The sequence below is a fragment of the Streptomyces morookaense genome, assembly GCF_013030945.1.
GTDB classification, from domain to species: Bacteria; Actinomycetota; Actinomycetes; order Streptomycetales; family Streptomycetaceae; genus Streptomyces; species Streptomyces morookaensis.
In genome coordinates, this window is record NZ_JABBXF010000012.1 from 124,632 (window position 1) to 147,583 (window position 22,952).

The following is a 22,952-nucleotide window of genomic DNA, read 5'->3' on the forward strand; positions in this document are numbered from 1 at the left end:
CAGAATCACTGCCGGCACGTCGTAGAGCACGCACCCGATGACTTCGAACGAGTCTCATGCCGTGGAAGGGGCCTGTTCATGAACACCGTCGCACCGCGTACCACGTCCGTCACCGTGCATCCCGCCGAGGAGCGTTTCTCCGCCGACGCCCTCCGTTTCGCCGAACTCGCCGCCCGCAGCGGTCTGGAGCCGGAGCTGGCCCGGCGGCTCGAGAACAGCCCCGCCGCCGTTCTGGCGGAATTCGGCTTGTCCGCCGGGCACCCGGAACCGGCCGCCGGCACGACACTGCTGATCGAGGATCTGAGCCGGTCGACGGCGGGCGCCCTGGTCGTCCCGACCTGGACGGTCGTCGCGCCCACCCCGCAGGAGCCGACCGGTGCGACGGCCGGCCGATGCTGAGCAATGCAGCGGGTCCGGACATCCGGACAGTGGGGTTCAAGCGGCACCTGAACGTGCAGACCGACGAGGAAGCCGTCTATCTGCTCTCCAGCCGCGGTGTCACGATTCTGCACGGCACGGATGTGGCGGCCCTCGCCCCGCTCCTGGACGGCACCCGCACACTGCCCCGTCTGCTGCGCGAGGCGGCGGGCCGGATGCCGGTCTCCGAGGCGGGGCGAATGGTGGCGGAGCTGGCGAAGGCCAACCTGATCGGATACCGGCGGCCGGACGCCGCGGAGCCGGCCGACCCCGCCTGCCGTGCCTACTGGGACCTGCTCGGCGACGGCTCCGAGGCCACCGCCAACATCGCCCGGACACCGCTGGAGGTGATCGCGGTGGGGCGGGCCGACCGGGCGGCGGCCGTGGAGGCATGCCGGGCCGCGGGCCTGACGGTCGCGGAGCCGTCGGCCGCGGCAGGGCTGTGCCTTGTCGTCTGCGACGACTATCTCGACCCCGGGCTGGGCGCGATCGACCGGCGGATGCGCGCGGCCGGGCGGCCCTGGCTGCCTGCCAAGCCGCTCGGCGCGGAGACCTGGCTGGGCCCGGTGTTCATCCCGGACGACGGGCCGTGCTGGTCCTGCCTGGCGCACCGGCTGCGGGCGCACCGCGCGGCCGAGGACGCGGTGCGCCGGGCCATGGGTGCTTCCGGGCCGCTGCCCGTACCGGAGGCCTCGCTGGCCGCCGGCCGGGCACTGGGACTGCAAGCGGCCGTGCTGGAGGCGGCGAAGTGGGTCGCCGGGGTGCGGCAGGACGCCCAGCGCACTCTGTTCACACTGGACACCTGCACCCTGCGCTCCGCCCATCACCCTGTCACCCGGCGTCCTCAGTGCCCCGAATGCGGCGACGCCCTTCTGATGGCCCGCCGGGGTTTGCGGCCGCCGGTGCTGGTGCCCCGGCCCAAGGCGCCGGACACCGGTTCGAACCACCGCGCGCTGACACCGGGGCAGGTGCTGGAGCGGCACGGCCACCTGGCCGACCCGCTCACCGGCATCGTGGCCGAGATCGTCCGGGACCCGCAGGTGCCCGAGGCTCTCGCCTGTTATCTCTCGGGCCACAACCTGGCGTTGGCCGGGGGCACCCTGGCCGAGGTGCGCGGCGGTCTGAGACGGCTGAGCGGCGGCAAGGGCGTCACCGCGGAAGAAGCACGGGCCGGCGCGCTGTGCGAAGCGGTGGAACGATTCTGTGGAACGCGGCAGGGCGACGAGGCGGTGGTCGTGGGCTCGCTGGCGGAACTCGGCGGCTCGGCCCTCCACCCCAATGCCTGCCAGATGTACCACGAGCGGCAGTTCCGGGAGCGGAACCGCTGGAACGCCACGCACTCGGCCTTCCAGCAGGTGTGCGCCCCCTTCGATCCCCGGCGCGCCGTGGAGTGGACACCCGTGCACTCCCTGACCACGGGCCGGCAGCGGCTGCTGCCCACCTCGATGCTGTACTTCACCAGCCCGGCGGCCGAAGGACTGCCCTGGGCCGACTCCAACGGCAACGCCGCGGGCAGCAGCCTGGAGGACGCCGTGGTGCAGGGGCTGCTGGAGCTGGTGGAGCGGGACGCCGTCGCCCTGTGGTGGTACAACCGGACCCGGCCGCCGGCCATGGACCTGGACGCCTTCGACGCGCCATGGCTGGCCGGGCTGCGGGATGCGTACGGACGCATGAACCGCGACCTGTGGGCCCTGGACCTCACCTCCGACCTCGGCATCCCGGCGGTGGTGGCACTCTCCCGGCGCATCGACCAGCCGGCCGAGGACATCGCGTTCGGCTTCGGCGCCCACTTCGACCCGCGGCTCGCCCTGCGCCGTGCGGTCACCGAAATGGGACAGCTGCTCCCCCATGCGGCCGGTGCGGACCCGGGCGGCACCGGATACCGCACGGACGACCCCGCCGTCCTTGCCTGGTGGACCCGGGCGACCGTACGGAACCAGCCGTACCTCCTGCCCGATCCGGCCGAATCGCCCCGCGCACCCGGCCACTTCGACGACATGTCCCGGGACGATCTGCTCGAGGACGTCCAAGCGGCCACCGCGCTGCTGGAGCGGCACGGGCTGGAGGTGCTCGTCCTGGACCAGACGCGGCCGGACGTGGGCCTGCCGGTGGTCAAGGTCGTCGTGCCCGGACTGCGCCACTACTGGGCACGATTCGCCCCGGGGCGGCTGTACGACGTTCCGGTACAACTCGGTTTGCGGGACCGGCCGGTGGCCTATGAGGAGCTGAACCCCATCCCCATGTTCGCATAAACCACAGGGCAATTCAGGCAGCCCAGGCGCCTCAAGGTCACGTTAACATGTGCCGCGGGTTCGGATCCCGGCGAACTCGCAAGGAGGCACGCATGATCGGCCCCTTCCGGCGCAGGCAAGCCGGAGTCAACCGCAGAAGTAACGTTCCTGCGGGACATGGAACACCTGGAACACAACAGTTGGCACCCACCGGCATCGGCATTCCGTCAACTCCGCGGCAGAACGAGGACGTTCTTGCCACCCATGTCGCCGAGATCATCACGATTGCCGTGCTGTGCGGCTACACGGCTGTACTGCTGCTCAACGTCCTGTGGGAGAAGCCGGGTCCGTCCAGGCTGATGCTGTTGATCGGCTGTGTGACCTCGCTCTTCGCCATCCAGCTCCTGCACACCTCACCGAAGACCCGGCGCTGGCCACTGCCGCGGAAGGCGCTCACGCTCGGCCTGCAAGCCGCCCTCACCTTCGTGCCGTTTCTCTGGTTCGGCATCACCTGGGGCAGCATGGGGGGCATTCTCGACGCCTCGATCCTCCTCATGCTGCCCTCGCCGCTCTCCTGGGCCCTCTTCGCACTGGTGGCCGTGGGCATCGGCGCCTACGCGATCACCCTGCACCTCGCAGTCATCAGTGACATCTACACCCCGCTCACCACGCTGCTGACGGGTCTCGTCCTTTACGGGCTCACCCGTTTGACCGATCTGGTGCACGAAGTCCAGGCCACCCGGGCCGAATTGGCCCGCATGGCTGTCGCACAGGAACGCCTCCGCTTCTCCCGGGACGTCCACGACCTGCTGGGCTACAGCCTGTCCGCGATCACACTCAAGTGCGAGCTGATCCACCGGCTGGTCGTGACCAACCCGGAGCGGGCCCAGGAGGAGGTGACCTCCGTGCTCCAGGTGTCCCGGCAGGCGCTCGCCGACGCCCGCATGGTGGCCAGGAGTTACCGCGAGATGTCGCTGGCCGAGGAGGCGGAATCGGCCGCGGTCGTGCTGGCTGCGGCCGACATCCGCACGACCCTGGAGATCTCGTGCGGCCGCCTGCATCCGGCCGTGGACACCGCGTTCGCGACGGCGCTGCGCGAAGGGGTCACCAACATCCTCCGGCACAGCAAGGCCCAGTCGTGCGGGATCACGGCGGTGCGGGCGGGCGGCACCGTGCGGCTGGAACTGGTCAACGACGGTGCCGTCAGCACGGATCCGGCCGACGGCACGGGAGGCAACGGACTGGACAACCTGCGCACCCGGCTCGGCACCGTCGGCGGCCGGCTGACGGCCGGAGCATGCGGGGACGGGCACTTCAGGCTGGTGGCCGAGGCACCGGTCCGGCCGGGGCGCAGCGCGACCGACCCGGTGACGCGGGAGATCGCTTAGTCTTCAGTGTGCGTCAGCACGCTTGATCGGGCAGTTCACGGGAACGGGGGAGCCCATGCTGTCGGTGAGAATCCTGCTCGCCGAAGACGTGCACATGATCCGCGGTGCGCTCATCGCCCTGCTGGAACTGGAGCCGGACCTGGAGGTGGTGGCGTCGGTGGACCGGGGCGACCTGATCGTGGAGACCGCCCTGCGCACCGGCCCGGACGTCGCCGTGATCGACATCGACCTGCCCGGTTCCGACGGCATCACCGCCGCCGCCGAGCTGCACGAGCGGCTCCCGGCCTGCCGGGCGCTGATCCTCACCAACCTCGGTCGCCCGGGCACCGTACGCCGCGCGCTGTCCGCACACGTCAGCGGTTTTCTCCTCAAGGACGCCCCGCCCAGCCAACTTGCCCAGGCGGTACGGTCGGTGGCGGCGGGCCAGCGGGTCGTCGATCCCCAGCTGGCGCTGTCGGCCTGGGAGGCCTCGGACTCCCCGCTGTCGCCGCGGGAGACCCAGGTGCTTCGGATGGCGGCCCGGGGAGCCGACGCCGACGAGATAGCGGGGACGCTGTACCTCACCACGGGCACTGTCCGCAATTACCTCACGGCCATCGTCTCCAAACTCAACGCACGCAACCGGATCGATGCCATCCGGATCGCCGAGGAGGCCGGCTGGATCCCGTGACCGGGGCGGCTTCACCACCTCACGGTGCTCTCGGCCAGCGGCCCGGCGTCCAGCTCCGAGAGCACGCCGGCCAGGTCCACCGCATCGGACTGCGGCCCCTGGCACACAGGAAGGCAGCGCGGTCCTTCCGGCCCGCCGATCCGGCGTACGAACGGGGTCAGTACCGGCCTGGGGCCGATCTCCACGACATGGGTGGGTGCGTGCCGGTGCAGCATCTCCCGTACCGCGTCGGCGAACCGGACCGGTGAGGTGATGTGCTGCGCCCAGTAAGCGGCACCGAGCGGCTCGGCCGACTGCCGCCCGTAGACGGCGGAGTAGTAGGGAAGCCGGGGCACGGCGCCCCCGAACTGTTCGGCCGCAGCCCGGAGTTCCGGAACCACCGGCTCCATGAGAGGTGAGTGGAAGGCGTACCGCACCGGCAGGAACCGGCTCAGGACCCCGTCCCGCGCGAGCCGGTCGCGCACCCGCCCCAGGCCGTCGAGCGTGCCGGAAAGCACCGTCGCACGGGCCGCGTTGACCGCGCCGATGGAGACACCCGGTTCACAGGCCGCGGCCTCGGCGGCCTCGTACGGGCCGACGCACACCGCCAGCATGCCGCCGCCCTCCGGCAGCCGCTGGACGGACGCGCCGCGCAGCACCACGAGCCGCGCCGCATCGGCGAACGGGACGGCTCCCGCGACCGCGGCGGCCGCCAGTTCCCCCATGCCGTGGCCCAGCACCGCGACGGGCCGCACACCGGCGTCCAGCAGGGTCTGTGCCAGGGCACAGCCGACGGCGAAGAGAGCCGACTGCGACAACGCGGTGTCCTCGGTGTCCGGGCCCCTGCCGAGGGCCGACTCGACGACGGAGCGGCCCAGGCAGGGCCGCAGCATCTCGTCGAAGCGTCCGAGACAGGCGCGGTAGGTGGCCGAGTCCCGGTACAGGCCTCCCGCCATACCCGGGTGCTGCCCGCCCTGCCCCCCGAACACGAACGCCACCCGGATGCGGCGCCCGCGGACCGCCGGGGTGCCGCACACCACCAGCCGATGCGCCAGGTCCCGCACAGTGGGACAGGCCCACATGTCCTCGGGGCCGATCAGCGAGCCGCACTTCTCCTCGACGTCTCCGAAGAGGCTCAGCATCGCCACCGAGTCCAGTCCGCACTCCGCGATCGGTGTTCCGGGCACCACCGGCCTGCCCCCGTGATAAGCGATCCGCTCCGTCAGCCAGCACAGAAAACCGCTGATGCCCGGCTCGCCCTGCGGTACGTGCTCCACATCGCCCTCCCCTGGTCGTTCACCTGGTCGTGCTCACCCGGCCCGGGCCATGTCCGTGCCGGTCAGGAGTTCACGGTCGAGTCGCTGGTGCAGCGGACGGATCCGGCCGCGGAGGAACAGCTCGCGCATGGCGGAGCGTTCGACCTTCCCGCTGGTCGTACGCCGGACCGTGCCCGGCCGGACCAGCAGGACGCCGCCGACACTGACTTCGAACTCCTCGGCGAGGCACCGCTCCACCTGCGCGGCCAGTGCAGCGAGATCCACGTCGTAACTGCTGCGGGTGCGGAGTTCCTGCACCATCACCACACGCTCGCGTTCGCCGGGGACGGCGAAGGCCGTGCCGGGTCCGAAGAGCACGCTGACCTGCTGGACCGTGCGCTCCATGTCCTGCGGGTAGAGGTTGCGCCCCGCCACCACGATCATGTCCTTCAGGCGACCGGTCACATGGAGCCGGCCGTCCTCCAGCGTGCCCAGGTCACCGGTGCGCAGGAATCCGCCCTCGCCGTCCGCCGTCGCGACCCGGAACACCCGTGCCGTCTCACCCGGGTTGCGCCAGTAGCCGAGGGCCACCCCCGGCCCGCGGACCCAGATCTCGCCGATCCGCCCGTCGGGGAGCGGGGTCGCGGTGTCCGGATCGACGACGCGTATCTCGCAGCCGACCGCGGGGCCGCACGTCGGCACCCGGCGCACCGGCCGTCCCGGAACCGGGTCGCGCCACTGGTGCCGTTCCAGGCTGCCGGAGTCCACTGCGCGTTCGGGAAGCGGCGGGGCGGCGCCCCGGCCGCCCGAGACCAGCAGGGTCGCCTCGGCCAGCCCGTAGCAGGGCGCGAACGCCTCGGCCCGGAAACCGGCGGGCGCGAAGCGCTCGGCGAACCCTGCCATCGTCTCGGCCCGCACCGGTTCGCCGCCCGAGACGGCGACCCGCCACCCCGACAGGTCCAGTCCGGCGAGCTGTTCGTCGGTCACCCGCCGGGTGCACAGGTCGTAGGCGAAGTCGGGGGCCCCGCTGACGCTGATCCGGTGACGGCCGACGGCTTCCAGCCAGCGCACCGGGTGCCGGACGAACGACTCGGCCGGAAGCATCACGGAGGTGCCGCCGAGCCACAGGGGATGCAACAGCTGCCCGACCAGACCGAGGTCGTGGTGGAGCGGCAGCCACCCGCCCAGCCGGCAGCACGGCTCGGTGCCCAGTGCCTCCTGAATGGCCTGCTGCGTGGCCAGCAGATTGGCGTGGCTGACGACCACTCCGCGCGGCTGCCCGGTGGATCCCGACGTGTACTGCAGGTAGGCAGTGGTCTCCGGCGGGAGGTCCGGCGGGCTCCACACGGGAGCGCCGGGGACCGCGTCGGCGGGCAGACAGGGCATGCTGCCGTGCCCGCAGTCGGCCAGCAGTCGTGACATGTCGAGGACCAGGGCGGCATCGGTGAGCGCCACGCAGGGAGCGGTGTCCTTGACAATGCCGGCGATCCGCTCCAGGTGGTGCGACCGTCCGCCGCCCGGCGGTGCGGGCACCGCCACCGCGCCCGCGTACAGGCAGGCCAGAAAGCTCACCGTGAACTGGCGGCGCGACCGGTGCAGCAGCAGCACCCGCCGGCCGGCGGCGCCCTGGTTCTGCAGCCAGCCCGCCAGCCGACGGACGGACGCGTCCAGGTCGCGGTACGTGACCGGTGTGGCGTGGCCCCGGTCCGGGCTGCCCGGCAGCAGGAGCAGGGCTTCCCTCCCGGGATCCTGTTCGACCCGGGACAGCAGGAGATCGGTGAAGTTCCGGTGATCGGTCAAGGCCTCCCCCTTGTGAAGGTTCCAGCGACGCTGTCCCCGGACACGGACCCGGGGCGGTCGGACGGGGGCCTGGCTCCCCGGCCCCGGGCACGGCCGTCGGGCCGGCGCGCTGCGCCGGTCACGGGGCCGCCCAGGTGACCGCCGAACAGGGGCGGAACCGGGACCTTCCCCACAGGGCCCGTCGCGGCGTCCGGGCGCCGGCCGGCCCGGCGGCGCTCAGCCGCGCCATCAACACCACTGTCACAGCGGCCAGTTCGGCCTCGTCCGGATGGCCACGAACCACGGTGAGGAACGTTTGTTCAGGCATGTCTCCAGCGTGTTCCAAGCCACTTGAACGCCCCTCGTGCCGCACCGGAAGCCTCCGCAGGTGCGGTCAGCCGCGGTGGGCGACGACCTCGGCCGGTTCCGCGCGGAGACGAGCCGGAACCATTGCCGGCCGGGGCCGGCGGTCCGGCATCGGTCCGCCGCACAGGGCATCGTTCCGGCCTCCGGCGCTGTGCCACCAGATCAGACCGAGATAGTCACGCGGCTCGAGGGCCGAGCACAACAGCAGCCCACCGCCGCGGTCCGCGCCGTGCAGCATCTTCCCCACCAGGGTGCCGAAGTCCATTTCGAACCGGTCCGCAGGGCCGGACCGCAGCGCCCTCGCCAGCACGACGTGGCCGGCCCCGGCCAGGTCCGGCACGGCGCCCAGCAGCCCCGCGCCCACGGCCCGGCCGGCCTCGACGCCGGCCAGCCGGCCGAGCCGGTCGAGCTGGGCGCGGTGGGCGTCGGCGCAGCAGGCGTCGGACAGTTGCTCCGGCGACTGCCAGAAGCCGAGGTGCAGATACGTACCCGGGCGGGCCGGCAGTCGCAGGGTCACCTGGACCTGCAGTCCGTCCTGCTCCCCCAACAACCGGTCGTACCGCAGCAGTTCCTGCTCGAGCGCCGTCGGGTTCCCGCCATCGCGGAGCTCGAACCACTGCACGAGCACCAGCCGGTCGGCCGGTCCCGTCCCGGTGCCCGGCGGACGCGGCCGTCGCCTTCTCCCGTCGCGCGCGGCATTCGGCGCCACGACGCCCTCCCTTCGGCCGCACGGCCGCCTCGGACCGCACGGTGCTCACCGCCATTTGACCAGCAGTCGCTCGAGGCCCGCTCGAACCCGGCCTCCGCCGGGCCCGGCGGCCCGCCCGCGCGCACTGCTGAGGGTTCCTCGAGGCCCGGTTGAGGACACGCTGCAACGCTGCCCCGCCTCATGACCGACTGGAGGAGTTGACGACATGTCCGAGTCGGGCAAGACGCTCGCACCGCGCGCGCAGGCCGCGGTGCGCAGCCTGCTGCGCCCGGTGGGTGATGCCCTGGCCGCCTGCGGCCGGCTGTGGCTGGCCACGCCGTCGGAGGTGCCCGACGACCCGTGGTGCGAACACGGCGGCACGCCCATGGTGGGCGAGTGACCTCGAGCCGCTCTTGACCGGGCCGGTCGACGTACGCAGGAAGGAAGGAGGGCCGATGACCACGGCGGTGGAGGTGAGCGGCACGGAGCTCGGGGGGAACTCCGTGCAGGAACGGATCACCCGCCTCGAGCGGGGTTTCGGGGACCTGGACGATCCCGGAAACCCCCTGGGAGCCGAGCAGTTCGTGCGGGCCGACAGGGAGCGACGGATCCTCCCGGCGGCGGAGAACCTGCTGGACGGCTTCGGGCTCAACGCGGAGTTCGTGCCACGCGAGCTGGGTGGCAGGCTGGAAGGTCTGGACGCACTGGTGCAGGTGATGCGCTCGGTGTTCCGCCGGGACGCGTCCCTCGGCCTGGGCTACGGGATGAGCTCGTACATGTCCGCGGTGGTCGTCTGGGCCGGCGGCTCGGCCGGACAGCAGCGTGCCGCTGCCGAACTGCTGCTCGCCGGCGGGCGGATGGCCTGCGCCTACCCACAGCCCGCCGAGGGCAACGACTTTCTGCACAATCGCTTCACCACGGTGCCCGACGGCTCCGGCTTCCTGCTCAGCGGCCGGAAGGAGGCTCTCAACAACGCCGCACGGGCGACTTCGCTCCTGCTGTTCGCGCACTCCGGACGCGAGCCGGACGGCAGCGGCGACCCGCGCACCGAGGATGCCTGCAGCGCGTTCCTGATCGACACCCCCGCCCCGGGCACTCCCGGCTTCCGGCTGCTGCCCCGGCGCACCACCACCGGCACCCGCGGCTGTCTGGTGCACGGCCTCGAGTTCACCCGGTACCGCATCGGCGCCGACCGAGTGCTCGGCGCTCCCCTTGCCGGAGCCGGCCTGGCCGCACGGGCCTTCCCGGTCATCCGCAGCGCCGGGCCCTCCATGGCCCTCGGGTGCGCCGATACGGCGCTGCGCACCACGGTCGCCTTCGCCCGATCGCACCGGGCGCGCAGCCGGGCATCGCTCGCGACACCCCGGACCCGCACCGCGCTGCTGGACGCATTCGGCGACCTGCTGCTGTGCGACGCGCTCGCTCTGGTCGCGACCCGGTCACTGCACCTGCTGCCGCGGGAGAGCGCCACGCTCGGCGCGGTGGTGAAGTACCTGCTGCCCATGCTCCTGACGGAGATGGTGTACGACCTGTCCATCGTGCTCGGCTCGGAGGCCTACGCCCGTGGGGGTACGTACGCCGCGTTCCAGAAGTCGGCCCGCGACCTGCCGATGATCGGCCTGGGTCCGGTGGGCAGCGCGGCGAGCCGCGCCGCGATCGCGGCCCACCTGATCCGGCTGCCGGCGCTGAGACCGCCCACGGACGGGGACGCCCCGGACCGCCCGGAGCTGTTCCGCCCCTTCGGCAGGCAACTGCCGTCGCTGTGCCCGCCGGAGCCGGCGCCGCCCACGGACGGGGATTCCCTGGTGGGCTCGCTGGACCGCGCGGTGGAGCAGGCCCGCGGGCTCGGCGGCGGCGCCACGGAGCGGGCCCTCGCGGGATACGCGACGGCGCTCGGGGCCGAGTTGGAACGGCTGCGCCGGGACTGCCGAGAGCTGGTGGACGGGCACCGCCCGCCGGTGCCCCGGGTGTACGCCTTGGCCGACCGGTATGCGCTGATCGCCGCCGGGGCCGCCTGCCTCGGGGTGTGGCAGCACCACACGGGCCCGGCGGACAGCCTGCTGGCCGGCCCGGACGGGGCGGTGATGGTCCTCGCCCGGCTGCTGCGCAGGCTCGACCCCGCAACACCGAAACCGCCCCCGCAGGGTGTGGAACGGCTTCTCGCCGAACTGCAGCGCCGCTTCGACGATGCGCGCAGCTACGACCTGTACGCGACCGTGATCGGCCGTTGAGAGGAGTGTCCCGATGGCTGTCCCGCCGCCCTGCCGGGTACCGGCAGAACCGTCCCTGGCCGACGCGCTGTTGCAGAACCGGGGCCCCGGGGACTCGTGGGAGCCGGTGTGCGACGCGGTGGACCGCGCGGGAACGGGCGTGCTCCACGCGGCGATCGCCGACTGGCTGCCCGCCGACCTCGACGACAGCCGACTGGCCGCGGCACTGGGGACGGACCACGCACGGCTGCGGCAGATCACCCGGCCACAGCTCCGGCAGCGGTTCGCGGCCTCCCGGCTGCTGCTGAAGTCCGCGGCGAGCGCGGTGCTGGGGACGCGTCCGGAGGAACTGGAACTGGCGTACAAGCCCGGTGGGCGGCCCTATCTGCGCGGCATCGACCAGCTCGACGTGAGCCTGAGCCACACCGAGGAACTGCTGGTGGTCGGGCTGACCCGGCACAGCCGCGTCGGCGTCGACGTCGAGCGTGCCGACCGTCGGATGCTGGGGCTGGGCACGGAGCGTCAGGTGTGCACACCGTACGAGCTGGAGGCGCTGCAACAGGTTCCCCAGGAGCTGCGCAACGGGGAGCTGGTGCGGTTGTGGACGCTGAAGGAGGCCTACAGCAAGGCGATCGGCCAGGGACTGAGGTTCCGGTTCACCGAGTTCGGCTTCGGTCCCCGGGACCGGCAGGTGCAGATGCTGCGCCCGGACGGATCCCCGGGCGTCGGCGAGGAGTGGTCGTTCACCAGCTGGTCGGTGGGGGGCCGGTACGCCGTCAGCGCTGCGGTGTACGACCCGGGCTTCGGCGGTGCGCCGATGTTCCGGCTCCTCCCCGACCCCGGCTCCAGCGCTCGTTGAGCGGCTTTCCAGGGCGAGTGGTGACGCTCTTGGCCGTCCCGGTCGGCGACGCCCGCAAGGCGCACGGGCGTCGCACGGCCGGCGTGCGGAAGGGGGACCACGACGTGCATCGTTTTCTGGCTGCGAGGCCGCCCGCCGACAGGTCGGCGCGCAGACTGCTGTGCTTCCACCATGCGGGCGCGGGCGCCATGGCCTTCGCGGGATGGCGGCAGCGCGTGGGACCCGGCGTCGCCGTGCTCCCGGTACGGCTGCCCGGCAGGGAGTCGTTGCTGCGGGAACCGCCGCTGACGGACACCGGGAGGCTCGTCGAGACCCTGGCGGAGGATCTGGAACCGCTGTTCCAGGAGCCGTACGCCTTCTACGGGCACAGCCTCGGGGCGCTGGTCGCCCACCGGCTCGCCCTGCACCTCACCGGCAGCGGACGCAGGGGACCCGACGTGGTGCTGGTCGGCGCCTGCTCCGCGCCGCAGTTGCCGTCCCGGCTGCTGGACGCCACGGCCCCCGGCCTCAGCGACGAGCGGCTGGCCTGCCTGCTGGGGGACGACGACTCGCTGCCCGTCGCGCTGCTCGAGCGCCCGGCATGGCGCAGTGCCACACTCGCGGCGCTCCGGGCGGACCTGCAGTTGGCCCGCAGTCTGCGCTCCGCGCCGCCGGCCCCGCTGCCGTGCCCGCTGTGGGCATTCGCGGGCCGGGACGACCCCATGGTGACCGTGGCCGAGGTGCGCGCGTGGGAGCTGTGCACCACCTCGCGGTTCCGGCTGCGCACGGTTCCCGGGACGCACTTCTTCGTACGGGGCCACGAACTGCCGCGTGCCGTCGGCGAAGTGCTCCGCGCCGAGCTGCCCGTGTCCGCGCCGCACGTCGACTGAAATCGTTCGCTCTGTCAGGAGGTCAGCGGATGGACATCAGCGTACTGGGCCCGTTCCGGGCTGCGCAGTCGGGCGCGTCGGTGGCACCCACCGCCGTCAAGCCCCGCAAGGTGCTGGCCCTGCTCGCCCTGCAGGCCAACCAGCTGGTCTCGGTGGGCTCATTGGTGGAGGAGGTGTGGGGGGAATCGCCGCCGCGCAGTGTGCAGACCACCTTGCAGACCTACATCCTCCAGTTGCGCACGCTGATCGCCGACGCGCTCGGCGAGGACCACGCCGGACTGCCGAACGGGGCCAAGAGCGTGCTGGTCACCGAGCCCGGCGGCTATCTGCTCGACACCCAGGGCGGGGTGGTCGACATGCAGGAGTACGAGGCCCTGGCCACCACGGGGCACCGGGCACTGGAACGGGCGGAATGGGCCGCCGCCTCGGGCTATCTGGGCCGGGCGCTCGCCCTCTGGCGCGGCCGGGCCCTGGTCGACGTGCAGTGCGGACCGCTGCTGGAGGTGGAGGCGACCCGCCTGGAGGAGTCACGGATGAGCGTGCTGCACGGGCGGATCGAGGCGGACCTGAGACTCGGCCGCCACCACGAGCTCATCGGCGAACTGGCCGGGCTGGCCGCCCGGTATCCCCTGCACGAGGGCATCCACGAGCAGTTGATGGTGGCGCTGTACCGGGCCGGCCGCCGGGGCGACGCCCTGAACACCTACCGGCAGCTTCGCACCGCCCTCGGGCACAGCCTCGGCCTCGACCCCTCGCCCAGGATCGAGCACCTGCAGCGCTCCGTCCTCGACTCCTCGCCCCTGCTGGAGGTGGACCACTCCCTCCCGCCCGGACGGCTGGTCGGGGCCGGCTGACGCCCGGCCCGCCGGTGCCCCGGCCCCGGCACACCCAGCTTCCCCACCATCCCCGGCTGAGCCGGAAACCGAAAGGAACACCGACCATGAACGACATCACCCTGGCCGAGCTCGGCGAGCTGCTGCTCGAGTGCGTCGGAGCACCGGAAGAGGGCATGAGCCTCGACGGGGACGACGCCCTCGACACGCCCTTCATGGAGTTCGGGTACGACTCCCTGGCGCTGCTTCAGGTCACCGGGGTCATCGAGCACCGGCACGGCGTGGTGCTCTCCGACGACGCGGTGGTCGAGGCCCAGACCCCGCGGCTGCTGCTGGAGATCATCAAGGAGGCGCCGCGCGCCGGAGTGGCCCGGTGAACGCGCCCCCGGCTCCCGGCCCGGCCGCCCGGCGGGTCGTGGTCACCGGCGGCACACGCGGCATCGGCCGGGCGGTCGCCCTGGCCTTCGCCCGGTCCGGTGCCCGGATCGCCGTGGTCCACCGCACGGACGGCGAGCCGGCCCGGAAGCTGTCCGCGGAACTGTCCGCCGCCGGCGGGTCCCCCGTCCTGGTGCGGGCCGACGTCACGAGCGTCGACGGCGCCCGGTTGGTGGCGGACACCGTGCGCGACCGGTTCGGCGGTGTCGACGTCCTGGTCAACAACGTGGGCGTGGACGGCCATGCCGCGTTCGAGAACCTCGCCGAGACGGAGTGGCACCGGGTGATGGATCACAACGCCACCTCCGCCTACCTGGTCACGCATGCCCTGGTCGGGCTGCTCGCCGACGGCGCTTCGGTCGTCAATGTGGGCGCGTCGGTGGCGCTCCGCGGACGCCCCTTCGGTGTGCACTACAGCGCTTCCAAGGCCGCCCTGGTGGGGTTCACCCGGGCGCTCGCCAAGGAACTGGGCGGCCGGGGCATCCGGGTCAACACCGTGGCTCCCGGCGCCACCGAGACCGAGCCCGGTGCCGGTCCGCCGCCCGCGGTCGCCCGACGCATCGCCGGCCTCACGGCGCTCGGCCGGCTGGGCCGCCCCGAGGACGTCGCCGGCGCGGTGCTCTACCTCGCCGGCGACTCGGCAGCCTATGTCACCGGCGTCACTCTCGAAGTCGACGGAGGAATCTGATGCCCTACGCAGCCATCACCTACCGGGTCAAGCCCGGCCACGAGGACGAGATCGCGGAGATCTTCGCCGGGTTCCGACGGGTCGACACGCCCGACTTCGCCGACGAGGCGGGCGAGGCGGCCGGCCGGCTCCTCGGCACGGCGGTGTTCGTCAAGGACGACGTGCTGGTGCGGGTCATCCACTACGCGGGCGACTTCGCCGCGATCGCCCGTCATATGGCCGCCCAGCAGGGCGTGCACCTCCTGGAGGAGAAGCTGGCCCCCTTCCTCGCCGAGGAGCGCGACACCCGGTCCGCACCCGATTTCGTCACGTACTTCCGCAACGCCACCATGCGTTCCATCGCCCAGCTCACCGTGGACACCCATCCGGCCACGGCCGAGGCGTCATGACGGTGCTGTTCGCCGTCGCCGCTCTGCTCGGCGGCGGCATCACCGCGGGAGTGCTGTTCGCGGTCGCCCTCAGCGTGCTGCCCGCGCTGTTCGCCATGGACACCGGCACCTACGTGTACACACACCGGCTGCTGGGACGGAACTGGGATCCCACCATGCCGGTGATCGTGCTCGGCAGCGCGCTCCTCGACGGCACACTGGCGGTGCGCACCGGCGGGTCCGCCCGGCCGCTGTTCGCGGCCGCAACGGTGCTGCTGGTGGGGGTTTCGGCGGTTTCGCATCTGTGCAACGTGCCCATCAACCGGCGGGTCAAGGCCATCACGGACCCTTCGGCGCTGCCCGCGGACTGGCAGGACCCGCGGCCCGTCTGGCGGCGCTGGCACCTCTTGCGCACGGCACTGGCCGTGCTCGCCCTGGCCGTGACGGCGGCTGCGGTCACAGCTGTCTGAACCTGCAGAGCCCGTTCCCGGACAGGCCTGTCCTCCGGCGCACCGTGACGCCGGAGGACAGGCCTGTCCGGTTGCCGGCGTGCCGTCAGGCCGCGTCCGTCCCGGCACCCGCGGCCCCGCGGTCCCGGACCGAGATCTCGGCGACCGTCGTCAGCAGGCTGCGCCGGAAGACCGCCAGGAAGCCTTCGGGGGTGTCGGTCTCCCGAGGCCTGCTCAGGTAGGGCTTGAGCCTGCGCTCGACCTCCCGCACCCCGGGCTGGGACGCCATGTGGCGGGCAACCGCCTCGAGGTCGCCGGTGTACTCGATGACGCGCACCAGGGTGTCGTCCCGCAGGAAGACGGCGGTGGCCAGGATGGTGCCCGCCGTGCGGCCCTCGGCGTCGGTGATGCTGCTGCCCCGTACCCGCTTGAAGTTGCCGAAGATCTCGGCGAGTTCCTTCTCGTGGCCGGGCTCGATGTCATAGGTGATCGCGGCAAACGGCATGGCCGTCCTTCCTGTTCGCTCCGCATGTGAGGGCCAGCGCAGCCGATGGGACTCGGGGACGGCTCGAGGCGTCTGCAGACCCCCTGCCGGAGCTGCACCTGTCTTCGAGCGGCTCTCCAGACCGTGGTGCGACCGTCCGCATCTGATGCTGTCCGTGGCTCCTTGGGAGGTACGCCGTGCACCGCAGTCTGATCGTCGCCCGCCTCAAACCCGACAAGGCCGACGACATCGCCCGCATCTTCGCCGAATCCGACGCAACCGAACTGCCGCACATGATCGGCGTCTCGCGTCGGGCCCTCTTCCGCTTCCACGGGCTCTACTTCCATCTCGTCGAGGCCGACGAGGACATCACGCCCAATCTGTACCGGGCCCGCAGCCACCCGCTCTACGAGGACATCAACACCCGCCTCGCGCAGTGCGTCGAGCCCTACGACCCCGGCTGGAAGGAGCCCAAGGACGCGATGGCGGAGCCCTTCTACGTCTGGACCAAGGAAGGAGGCCGGCTCCAGTGACGAACGCCGACACCCGGGTCGTCAAGGTCCGTGCGGACGCGGTCGCCGCCAACACCAAGCGCGGCGGCGACATCCGCGTGACCCTCAGCCCCCGCACCGTCGGGTGCACCTCCGGCTTCGGCGGCGTCCTGACGCTCGAGCCCGGCGACCACGTCACCGAGCACTACCACCCGTACTCCGAGGAGTTCATCCACGTCATCTGCGGCGACCTGCGGATGACACTGGACGACGAGCCGGTCGGCCTGACCGCCGGCGACTCGCTGCTGGTGCCGATCGGGGTCCGTCACCGGCTGGTCAACACCGGTGACAGCACTGCCCGGTGCACCTTCCACCTCTCCCCGCTGGCGCCGCGCCCGGAGCTGGGGCACGTCGACACCGAACCGACCCGGCAGCCGGGTGCGGCGTCCCCGGACGTGGGTGGGACACCGTGAGCCGACGGGTCGTCATCACCGGTATCGGTGCCGTGGTGCCGGGCGCGGTGGGCCGCGAGGCGTTCTGGCGTCTGCTGTCCGAAGGGCGCACCGCCACCCGGCGCATCACCCTGTTCGACCCGGCCCCGTTCCGCTCGCAGGTCGCCGCGGAGGTCGACTTCGACACGGCAGCGGCGGGCCTGGAGCCGCGGCAGGTACGGCGGATGGACCGGGCCGCCTGCTTCGCGGTGGTCTCCGCCCGGGAAGCGGTGCGCGACAGCGGCCTGGACCTCGCCGCCCTGCCGCCGGAGCGGCTCGCGGTGAGCATCGGCAGCGCGGTGGGCTGCACCATGGGGCTCGAGGAGGAGTACGTCGTGCTCAGCGACCGCGGCCGCAAGTGGCTGGTCGACCACGAGTACGGCGTACCCCATCTCTATGGCTACATGGTGCCCAGCACCCTGGCCGCCGAGGTCGCCTGGGAGGTGGGCGCAGAGGGGCCGGTCGCCCTCGTCTCCACGGGCTGCACCTCGGGGCTGGACTCCATCGGGCACGCCGTGCAGCTGATCGAGGAGGGCACCGCGGATGTGGCGGTGGCCGGTGCGACCGACGCGCCGCTGTCCCCCATCACCTCGGCCTGCTTCGACGCCATCAAGGCGACGACCCCGAACAACGCCGATCCGGAGCACGCTTCGCGCCCCTTCGACCGGGACCGGGACGGCTTCGTGCTCGCGGAGGGCTCGGCGGTACTGGTCCTCGAGGAGCGCACGGCCGCCGAGCGGCGCGGCGCCCGGATCTACGGGGAGATCGTCGGCTTCGCCGGGCGCAGCAACGCCTACCACATGACGGGCCTGAGACCGGACGGGCGGGAGATGGCCGAGGCCATCACGGTCGCCCTGGACCGGGCCCGGCTCGACCCCACCGATGTCGGCTACGTCAATGCCCACGGCTCCGGCACCAAGCAGAACGACCGGCACGAGACGGCCGCGTTCAAACGCAGCCTGGGTGCGCACGCGTACGACATCCCGGTGAGTTCCATCAAGTCCATGGTCGGCCACTCGCTCGGCGCGATCGGCTCCATCGAGGTCGCGGCCTGTGCCCTCGCGCTCCGGCACCAGGTCGTGCCGCCCACGGCCAACCTCCACCACCCCGACCCGCAGTGCGACCTGGACTATGTGCCGGTCACCGCGCGGGACCACTCGATGGACGTGGTGCTGAGCGTCGGCAGCGGCTTCGGCGGGTTCCAGACCGCGATGCTGCTGGCCCGGCACGGCAGCGCGGCCGCTGCAGCCGGAAGGAGCGGCTCATGAACAGCGCCCGTGCCGAGGAGGCCCCGGTCATCACCGGTATCGGCATCACGGCGCCCACCGGGATCGGGGTGGAGGCACACTGGTCCGCAGTGCTCGCCGGCAAGTCGGCGATCGCCGCGATCGAACGATTCGACGCCTCCGGCTACCCGGTGCGGCTCGCGGGCGAGGTGCCCGGGTTCGACGCCGGGACCGCGGTGCGGCCGCAACGGCTCGTCTCCCAGACCGACCGCTGGACGCACCTGGCGCTCGCAGCCGCCGAGGAGGCACTCGCGGATGCGGATGTCGACCCGGCGGGGCTTCCGGAGTACGAGATGGCCGTGGTGACCTCGTCGTCCTCCGGCGGCACGGAGTTCGGGCAGCGGGAGATGACGGCGCTGTACCAGCACGCCCCCTCCTGGGTGGGTGCCTATCAGTCGATCGCCTGGTTCTATGCCGCCACCACCGGGCAGCTGTCCATCCGGCACAAGATGCGCGGCCCCTGCGGGGTACTGGCGTGTGAGCAGGCGGGCGGGCTGGACGCCATCGCCCAGGCCAGGCGGCTGACCGACGGGGGCGCCAGGCTGGTGCTCACCGGCGGCACCGACGCCTCGCTGTGCCCGTACGGCTTGACCGCCCAGCTGTCCACCGGCCGGCTGTCCACGGCAACCGACCCGGAGCGGGCCTACGTGCCCTTCGACGCCGGGGCCCGCGGCTACGTCCCCGGCGAGGGCGGGGCCATCCTGGTCCTGGAGAGCGCCGCGGCCGCCACGGCACGCGGCGCGGGGCCCGGCTACGGCAGGGTGCTCGGCCACGCCGCCGGGTTCGATCCGCCACCGGGCAGCAGCCGGCCGCGGGCACTGCGGCGCGTCGCCGAACAGGCGCTGCGTGCGGCCCGGTTGGACCCGGCCGACATCGATGTGGTCTTCGCCGACGCGGCCGGGGTGCCGGCCGACGACCGTGCCGAGGCGGAGGCCGTCACAGCGCTCTTCGGCGCGCGGGCCGTCCCGGTCACCGCGCCCAAGACGCTCACCGGCCGGCTCTACGGCGGCGGCGCGCCGCTGGACGTGGCGACGGCTCTGCTGGCACTGCGCGACGGCGTCGTCCCACCGACCGCGGGCACTCTCCGTCCCGCCCCCGGGCTGGAGATCGACCTGGTCACCGGCGCTCCCCGGGAGTGCGCGCTGCGCCACGCGCTGGTCCTGGCACGCGGCCACGGCGGCTTCACCTCCGCCCTGGTACTGGGACGTTGAGGCCGACCGGACACGACACGGTGCACATCACCGCGATGACAACAGTGAGGAGATTCCACGATGGCCGGACACACCGACAACGACATCGTCATCGACGCGCCCCTGGACCTGGTGTGGCGGATGACCAACGACGTGGCCGACTGGCCGAACCTCTTCAGCGAGTACGCCTCGGCCGAGGTGCTGGAACGCGACGGCGACACCGTGCTGTTCCGGCTCACCATGCACCCTGACGAGGAAGGCCGGGTCTGGAGCTGGGTGTCCCGCCGGACCAGCGACCCACGTACCCGTACCGCGGACGCGGAGCGCGTGGAGACCGGCCCGTTCGCCTACATGAAGATCCACTGGGAGTACGCCGAGGAGCCCGGTGGCGGCGTGCGCATGCGCTGGGTGCAGGACTTCCACATGAAGCCCGGGGCGCCGGCCACCGACGAGACGATGACCGACCACCTCAACCGGAACACCAAGGTGCAGATGGCACTGATCAAGGAGAAGGTCGAGGCCGCCGCGCGCGCCCTCGCCGCCTGAGGAGGGCCGCGTGCTCGCCCTGCTCGCTCCCGTCGCGCTGCTGCTCAACGGGCTGGCCGCCGGAGTGCTGTTCGGCACCCAGCTGGGCGGCTTCCCCTATCTCGCCTCCCTGCCCGCCGACCGGTACGTGCACGCGCACGCGTTCTTCGGCACCCGCTACGACCCGGCGATGCCCGTCTGCCTGCTGGGCACCATCGGCTGCGACACGGCGCTGGCGTTCCTGGCGCCGGAGCCGGCCGCACGGGCGGGGTTCGCCGTGGCGGCGCTGCTCGGCGCGGCAACCGCCGTCATCTCGGTGACCCGGAACGTTCCGGTCAACCGGTGGATGCGCACCCTCGACCCGGACGACCTGCCCGCGGACTTCGCGGCGCGGGATCCCCGCCGCGCCTGGGGTGCCTGGAACCGCAGGCGGAGCGTGCTGACCATCTCGGCGCTGGCGGTGAACTGCGCCGCCCTCGGCGTACTGCTCTGATACCCGTCCCCTTTCCCCTTCCCACCTTGTCACCACAGTTCGTCGTCCCGACTGCGGAGGAATCATGGATCTGGCAATCCGAGGCAAGAAGGCCCTGGTAACCGGCGGAACACGAGGCGTCGGCCGGGGCATTGTGCTGGCCCTGGCCCGGGCCGGTGTGGATGTCATCACCTGCTACCGGAGCGAGAGCGAGCATGTCGCTTCGCTCCAGGCGGAGTTGAAGGAGACCGGCGGCGACCACCACGTGCTGCGGGCCGATGTCAGCAGGCCCGCCGACGTCGCCGAGCTGCTGCGACAGGCAGCCGACCGTTTCGGACGGCTGGACGTCGTGGTGAACAACGCGGGGGCGATCAGCCACATACCCTATGCCGAGCTCCCGTTGGAGGAGTGGCAGCGCATCTTCGACACCAACGTCACCGGCGCCCATCTGGTGATCCAGCACGCGCTGCCGCTGCTCGGCGAGGGCTCGTCGGTGATGAGCATCGGCTCCCGTTCCGTCGAAGCGGGCATCCCGCTGCGTGCCCACTACACGGCGACCAAGGCGGCCCTGGTCGGGCTGAACCGCTCGCTGGCCAAGGAGTTCGGCCCGAAGGGCATCCGCTTCAACGTCCTCGCCCTCGGGGTCATCGAGACGGAGAACTTCCACGCCCTGCCCGAGGAGCAGCGCACGCTCATGACCGAACGCTACGGCGCGAAGACCGCGCTCGGCAGGCTGGGCACTCCCGAGGAGGTCGCGGGCGCCGTGCTCTGGCTGGCCAGCGACCTGTCCCGGTACGTCACCGGCAGCACCGTCGGCGTCGACGGGGGGATCTCATGACGTTCCGGGTGATGCTCCGCATGGAGATAGAGCCGGGCAAGGAGGCCGCCTTCGAACGGGTCTGGCGTGCAGGCGGCACCGTCGTGACCGGGCACCCCGCAAACCTCGGCCAGTCCCTGGCGCGGGCCACCGACGAGGAGAACACCTACTACATCGTCAGCGACTGGGTGGACGAGGCACGGTTCCGGGAGTTCGAGAACAGCCCCGCACACCTGGAACACCGCGCCACACTGCATCCGTTCCGCCGCAGCGGCGCCTTCCACACCATGGAGCTGGTGGCGCACCTGGACGGCACGGCGGCCGACGAGACGGTCGGCCGTGCCGGCTGAGGTCCGTGTCCTCGTCTACCAGGCCGCGCACGACGAGGAGCAGCTGGCCGCGGTACGGGCGGCCTACCACCTGGTGAGCGAACGACTGGCGGGGGTGCCCGGCCTGCTCGGCAACGAGCTGCTGCGCAGCCCCGCCGACCCCACGGCCCTGGCCGTGATGAGCCGCTGGGAGTCCATGGCCGCCTTCCGGCGCTGGGAGCAGGGAGGCGGCCACCGCGGCGACACGGCGCCGCTGCGTCCGTTCCGCGACACCCGCACTCCCGTCCCGTTCGCCGTGTACGAAGTCGAGGCCGCGTACTGAGGAGGAGTTGTCCCGTCATGGATCATCGTCAGCTGGCGTTCATCGGCCTTGGCGCCATGGGCGGCGGAATGGCGCACCGGCTGCTGGACAGCGGTTACCGCCTCACCGTCTTCAACCGCACTGCCGCGAAGGCCGAACCACTGGTACGGGCCGGGGCGCGGGAAGCGGCCTCTCCGGAGGACGCGGCCGCGGGCCACCGGGTCGTGCTGCTGAGCCTGAGCGACGAACAGGCCGTCGACGAGGTGCTCTTCGGCCGGGTCCTCCCCGTGCTGGAGCCCGGCGCGGTTGTCGTCGACACGTCCACCGTGTCCCCCGGCTACGCCCGCCGGGCAGCGGAGCGCCTCGCCGGCAAGGGGCTGCGCCGGGTGGAGGCCTGTGTGGTGGGCAACCCCCTGCAGGCCCGTCGGGGCGAGTTGCGGGTCCTGGTATCCGGGGAGGAGCGGGATCTGGACGAAGTGCAACCGGTGCTGGAGGCGTTGGGGGGCTCCCAGGTGGCCCGCCTGGGAGCGCCGGGCACGGCGACGAGCATGAAGCTCATCCTGAATCTGCTGCTCGGTGCCCAGGTCGCGTCGATGGCCGAGGCCGTCGCCTACGGGGTCGCCGCCGGGCTGGACCGGGACCGCGTCATCGGCACCATCGCCGACTCGGGTTTCAGTTCGGCGGTGATGCGGTTCCGGGCGGCGCTGATGCGCCGAGGGACGTACGAACCGGCCTTCTTCCGCGCGGATCTCATGGAGAAGGACATCCGCGTCGCCACGGCCGCCGCCCGGGACAGCGGCCTGGAGCTGACGGTCCTGGACACGGTACGGGACCGGTTCGCCGCGGTGGTCGCCGCCGGTGACGGGGCGAAGGACGCCTCCGTCATCGTCGAACACCAGGGAACCGGCCGCGGGCACGCGGGCTGACCGCTCGCGCCGCGGTGGTGAGGGCCCTTCCTCCGGCCGGCGGGGAAGGGCCCTCACCGTGCCTGGGCGGTCCCGGCCGCCCTGCGGGTCGAGCGGAGTACGAGGCGGGTGCGAGCAGTCCGGCCCACCGTCGGTTCACGGCGGATCCGCCGCCG

At 72.4% G+C, this 22,952-nt stretch carries 28 protein-coding genes; 23 read left to right on the forward strand and 5 right to left on the reverse strand.

Annotated elements, in window-relative coordinates; all coding sequences use genetic code 11:
• Positions 1-78 precede the first annotated feature (78 nt).
• The 4 genes from HG542_RS07370 to HG542_RS07385 all read left to right on the forward strand — a co-directional run bounded on the left by HG542_RS07370 (position 79) and on the right by HG542_RS07385 (position 4,706).
• Positions 79-399, forward strand: coding sequence for a hypothetical protein (locus tag HG542_RS07370; RefSeq protein ID WP_171079262.1), 321 nt, complete (start codon positions 79-81; stop codon positions 397-399).
• Positions 393-2,669 carry a TOMM precursor leader peptide-binding protein gene (locus HG542_RS07375; protein ID WP_171079263.1) on the forward strand — a complete coding sequence of 759 codons (2,277 nt, stop codon included), beginning with the start codon at positions 393-395 and terminating at the stop codon, positions 2,667-2,669. The genes HG542_RS07370 and HG542_RS07375 overlap by 7 nt, the downstream gene beginning before the upstream one ends.
• Positions 2,670-2,848: 179 nt before the next feature.
• On the forward strand, positions 2,849-4,036 hold the full coding sequence (locus HG542_RS07380; RefSeq protein ID WP_229922600.1) for a sensor histidine kinase: 1,188 nt from the start codon (positions 2,849-2,851) through the stop codon (positions 4,034-4,036).
• Between the two features lie 55 nt (positions 4,037-4,091).
• Complete coding sequence (locus tag HG542_RS07385) at positions 4,092-4,706, forward strand: response regulator transcription factor (protein WP_171079265.1); 615 nt, start codon at positions 4,092-4,094, stop codon at positions 4,704-4,706.
• Positions 4,707-4,717: 11 nt separating this feature from the next.
• Here the strand turns inward: HG542_RS07385 and HG542_RS07390 are convergent, their stop codons facing one another.
• The 4 genes from HG542_RS07390 to HG542_RS07405 all read right to left on the reverse strand — a co-directional run bounded on the left by HG542_RS07390 (position 4,718) and on the right by HG542_RS07405 (position 8,795).
• Complete coding sequence (locus HG542_RS07390; protein WP_171079266.1) at positions 4,718-5,962, reverse strand: acyltransferase domain-containing protein; 1,245 nt, start codon at positions 5,960-5,962, stop codon at positions 4,718-4,720.
• A 33-nt stretch (positions 5,963-5,995) separates the two neighbouring features.
• Positions 5,996-7,741, reverse strand: a complete 1,746-nt coding sequence (locus HG542_RS07395; RefSeq protein WP_171079267.1) for a fatty acyl-AMP ligase — start codon at positions 7,739-7,741, stop codon at positions 5,996-5,998.
• A 118-nt stretch (positions 7,742-7,859) separates the two neighbouring features.
• A complete protein-coding gene (locus HG542_RS07400; RefSeq protein WP_171079268.1) occupies positions 7,860-8,048 on the reverse strand; it encodes an acyl-CoA carboxylase subunit epsilon in 189 nt (62 codons plus the stop codon).
• A gap of 66 nt (positions 8,049-8,114) precedes the next feature.
• Positions 8,115-8,795, reverse strand: a complete 681-nt coding sequence (locus HG542_RS07405) for a hypothetical protein (RefSeq protein WP_171079269.1) — start codon at positions 8,793-8,795, stop codon at positions 8,115-8,117.
• 205 nt (positions 8,796-9,000) lie between these two features.
• Here HG542_RS07405 and HG542_RS07410 point away from each other — a divergent pair, with 205 nt between their 5' ends.
• From HG542_RS07410 to HG542_RS07450, 9 genes are all read left to right on the forward strand, one after another.
• On the forward strand, positions 9,001-9,174 hold the full coding sequence (locus HG542_RS07410) for a hypothetical protein (protein WP_171079270.1): 174 nt from the start codon (positions 9,001-9,003) through the stop codon (positions 9,172-9,174).
• 55 nt (positions 9,175-9,229) lie between these two features.
• Positions 9,230-11,005 carry an acyl-CoA dehydrogenase family protein gene (locus tag HG542_RS07415; protein WP_171079271.1) on the forward strand — a complete coding sequence of 592 codons (1,776 nt, stop codon included), beginning with the start codon at positions 9,230-9,232 and terminating at the stop codon, positions 11,003-11,005.
• Positions 11,006-11,018: 13 nt separating this feature from the next.
• Complete coding sequence (locus HG542_RS07420) at positions 11,019-11,843, forward strand: 4'-phosphopantetheinyl transferase family protein (RefSeq protein ID WP_171079272.1); 825 nt, start codon at positions 11,019-11,021, stop codon at positions 11,841-11,843.
• A 17-nt stretch (positions 11,844-11,860) separates the two neighbouring features.
• Positions 11,861-12,712 (forward strand): thioesterase II family protein, encoded by an 852-nt coding sequence (locus HG542_RS07425; protein ID WP_171079273.1) that lies wholly within the window; start codon positions 11,861-11,863, stop codon positions 12,710-12,712.
• A 29-nt stretch (positions 12,713-12,741) separates the two neighbouring features.
• Positions 12,742-13,566, forward strand: coding sequence for an AfsR/SARP family transcriptional regulator (locus tag HG542_RS07430; RefSeq protein WP_171079274.1), 825 nt, complete (start codon positions 12,742-12,744; stop codon positions 13,564-13,566).
• Positions 13,567-13,652: 86 nt separating this feature from the next.
• Positions 13,653-13,922 carry an acyl carrier protein gene (locus tag HG542_RS07435; protein ID WP_171079275.1) on the forward strand — a complete coding sequence of 90 codons (270 nt, stop codon included), beginning with the start codon at positions 13,653-13,655 and terminating at the stop codon, positions 13,920-13,922.
• On the forward strand, positions 13,919-14,668 hold the full coding sequence (locus tag HG542_RS07440; RefSeq protein WP_171079276.1) for an SDR family NAD(P)-dependent oxidoreductase: 750 nt from the start codon (positions 13,919-13,921) through the stop codon (positions 14,666-14,668). The genes HG542_RS07435 and HG542_RS07440 overlap by 4 nt, the downstream gene beginning before the upstream one ends.
• On the forward strand, positions 14,668-15,057 hold the full coding sequence (locus HG542_RS07445; protein ID WP_171079277.1) for a SchA/CurD-like domain-containing protein: 390 nt from the start codon (positions 14,668-14,670) through the stop codon (positions 15,055-15,057). Before HG542_RS07440 ends, HG542_RS07445 begins: the two co-directional genes overlap by 1 nt.
• Positions 15,054-15,506, forward strand: coding sequence for an anthrone oxygenase family protein (locus HG542_RS07450; RefSeq protein ID WP_171079278.1), 453 nt, complete (start codon positions 15,054-15,056; stop codon positions 15,504-15,506). Before HG542_RS07445 ends, HG542_RS07450 begins: the two co-directional genes overlap by 4 nt.
• A gap of 85 nt (positions 15,507-15,591) precedes the next feature.
• Here the strand turns inward: HG542_RS07450 and HG542_RS07455 are convergent, their stop codons facing one another.
• Positions 15,592-15,990, reverse strand: a complete 399-nt coding sequence (locus HG542_RS07455) for a SchA/CurD-like domain-containing protein (RefSeq protein WP_171079279.1) — start codon at positions 15,988-15,990, stop codon at positions 15,592-15,594.
• 176 nt (positions 15,991-16,166) lie between these two features.
• Between HG542_RS07455 and HG542_RS07460 the strand changes: the two genes are divergently transcribed.
• The 10 genes from HG542_RS07460 (at position 16,167) to HG542_RS07505 (ending at position 22,797) form a co-directional block, all read left to right on the forward strand.
• Complete coding sequence (locus HG542_RS07460) at positions 16,167-16,502, forward strand: TcmI family type II polyketide cyclase (protein WP_171079280.1); 336 nt, start codon at positions 16,167-16,169, stop codon at positions 16,500-16,502.
• Positions 16,499-16,933, forward strand: coding sequence for a cupin domain-containing protein (locus tag HG542_RS07465; RefSeq protein ID WP_171079281.1), 435 nt, complete (start codon positions 16,499-16,501; stop codon positions 16,931-16,933). Before HG542_RS07460 ends, HG542_RS07465 begins: the two co-directional genes overlap by 4 nt.
• Entirely contained in the window at positions 16,930-18,219 is a 1,290-nt protein-coding gene (locus tag HG542_RS07470; protein ID WP_171079282.1) for a beta-ketoacyl-[acyl-carrier-protein] synthase family protein, read from the forward strand. The genes HG542_RS07465 and HG542_RS07470 overlap by 4 nt, the downstream gene beginning before the upstream one ends.
• Complete coding sequence (locus tag HG542_RS07475) at positions 18,216-19,448, forward strand: ketosynthase chain-length factor (RefSeq protein ID WP_171079283.1); 1,233 nt, start codon at positions 18,216-18,218, stop codon at positions 19,446-19,448. Before HG542_RS07470 ends, HG542_RS07475 begins: the two co-directional genes overlap by 4 nt.
• A gap of 60 nt (positions 19,449-19,508) precedes the next feature.
• On the forward strand, positions 19,509-19,973 hold the full coding sequence (locus HG542_RS07480; protein ID WP_171079284.1) for an SRPBCC family protein: 465 nt from the start codon (positions 19,509-19,511) through the stop codon (positions 19,971-19,973).
• A gap of 10 nt (positions 19,974-19,983) precedes the next feature.
• A complete protein-coding gene (locus HG542_RS07485) occupies positions 19,984-20,445 on the forward strand; it encodes an anthrone oxygenase family protein (protein WP_171079285.1) in 462 nt (153 codons plus the stop codon).
• Positions 20,446-20,509: 64 nt separating this feature from the next.
• Positions 20,510-21,262, forward strand: a complete 753-nt coding sequence (locus HG542_RS07490) for an SDR family NAD(P)-dependent oxidoreductase (RefSeq protein ID WP_171079286.1) — start codon at positions 20,510-20,512, stop codon at positions 21,260-21,262.
• The gene (locus HG542_RS07495; protein WP_171079287.1) at positions 21,259-21,591 is read left to right on the forward strand and encodes an antibiotic biosynthesis monooxygenase family protein; all 333 of its coding nucleotides are present in this window, start codon (positions 21,259-21,261) and stop codon (positions 21,589-21,591) included. The genes HG542_RS07490 and HG542_RS07495 overlap by 4 nt, the downstream gene beginning before the upstream one ends.
• A complete protein-coding gene (locus HG542_RS07500; RefSeq protein ID WP_171079288.1) occupies positions 21,581-21,892 on the forward strand; it encodes an antibiotic biosynthesis monooxygenase family protein in 312 nt (103 codons plus the stop codon). Before HG542_RS07495 ends, HG542_RS07500 begins: the two co-directional genes overlap by 11 nt.
• A gap of 17 nt (positions 21,893-21,909) precedes the next feature.
• A complete protein-coding gene (locus HG542_RS07505; protein ID WP_171079289.1) occupies positions 21,910-22,797 on the forward strand; it encodes an NAD(P)-dependent oxidoreductase in 888 nt (295 codons plus the stop codon).
• Positions 22,798-22,952 lie beyond the last annotated feature (155 nt).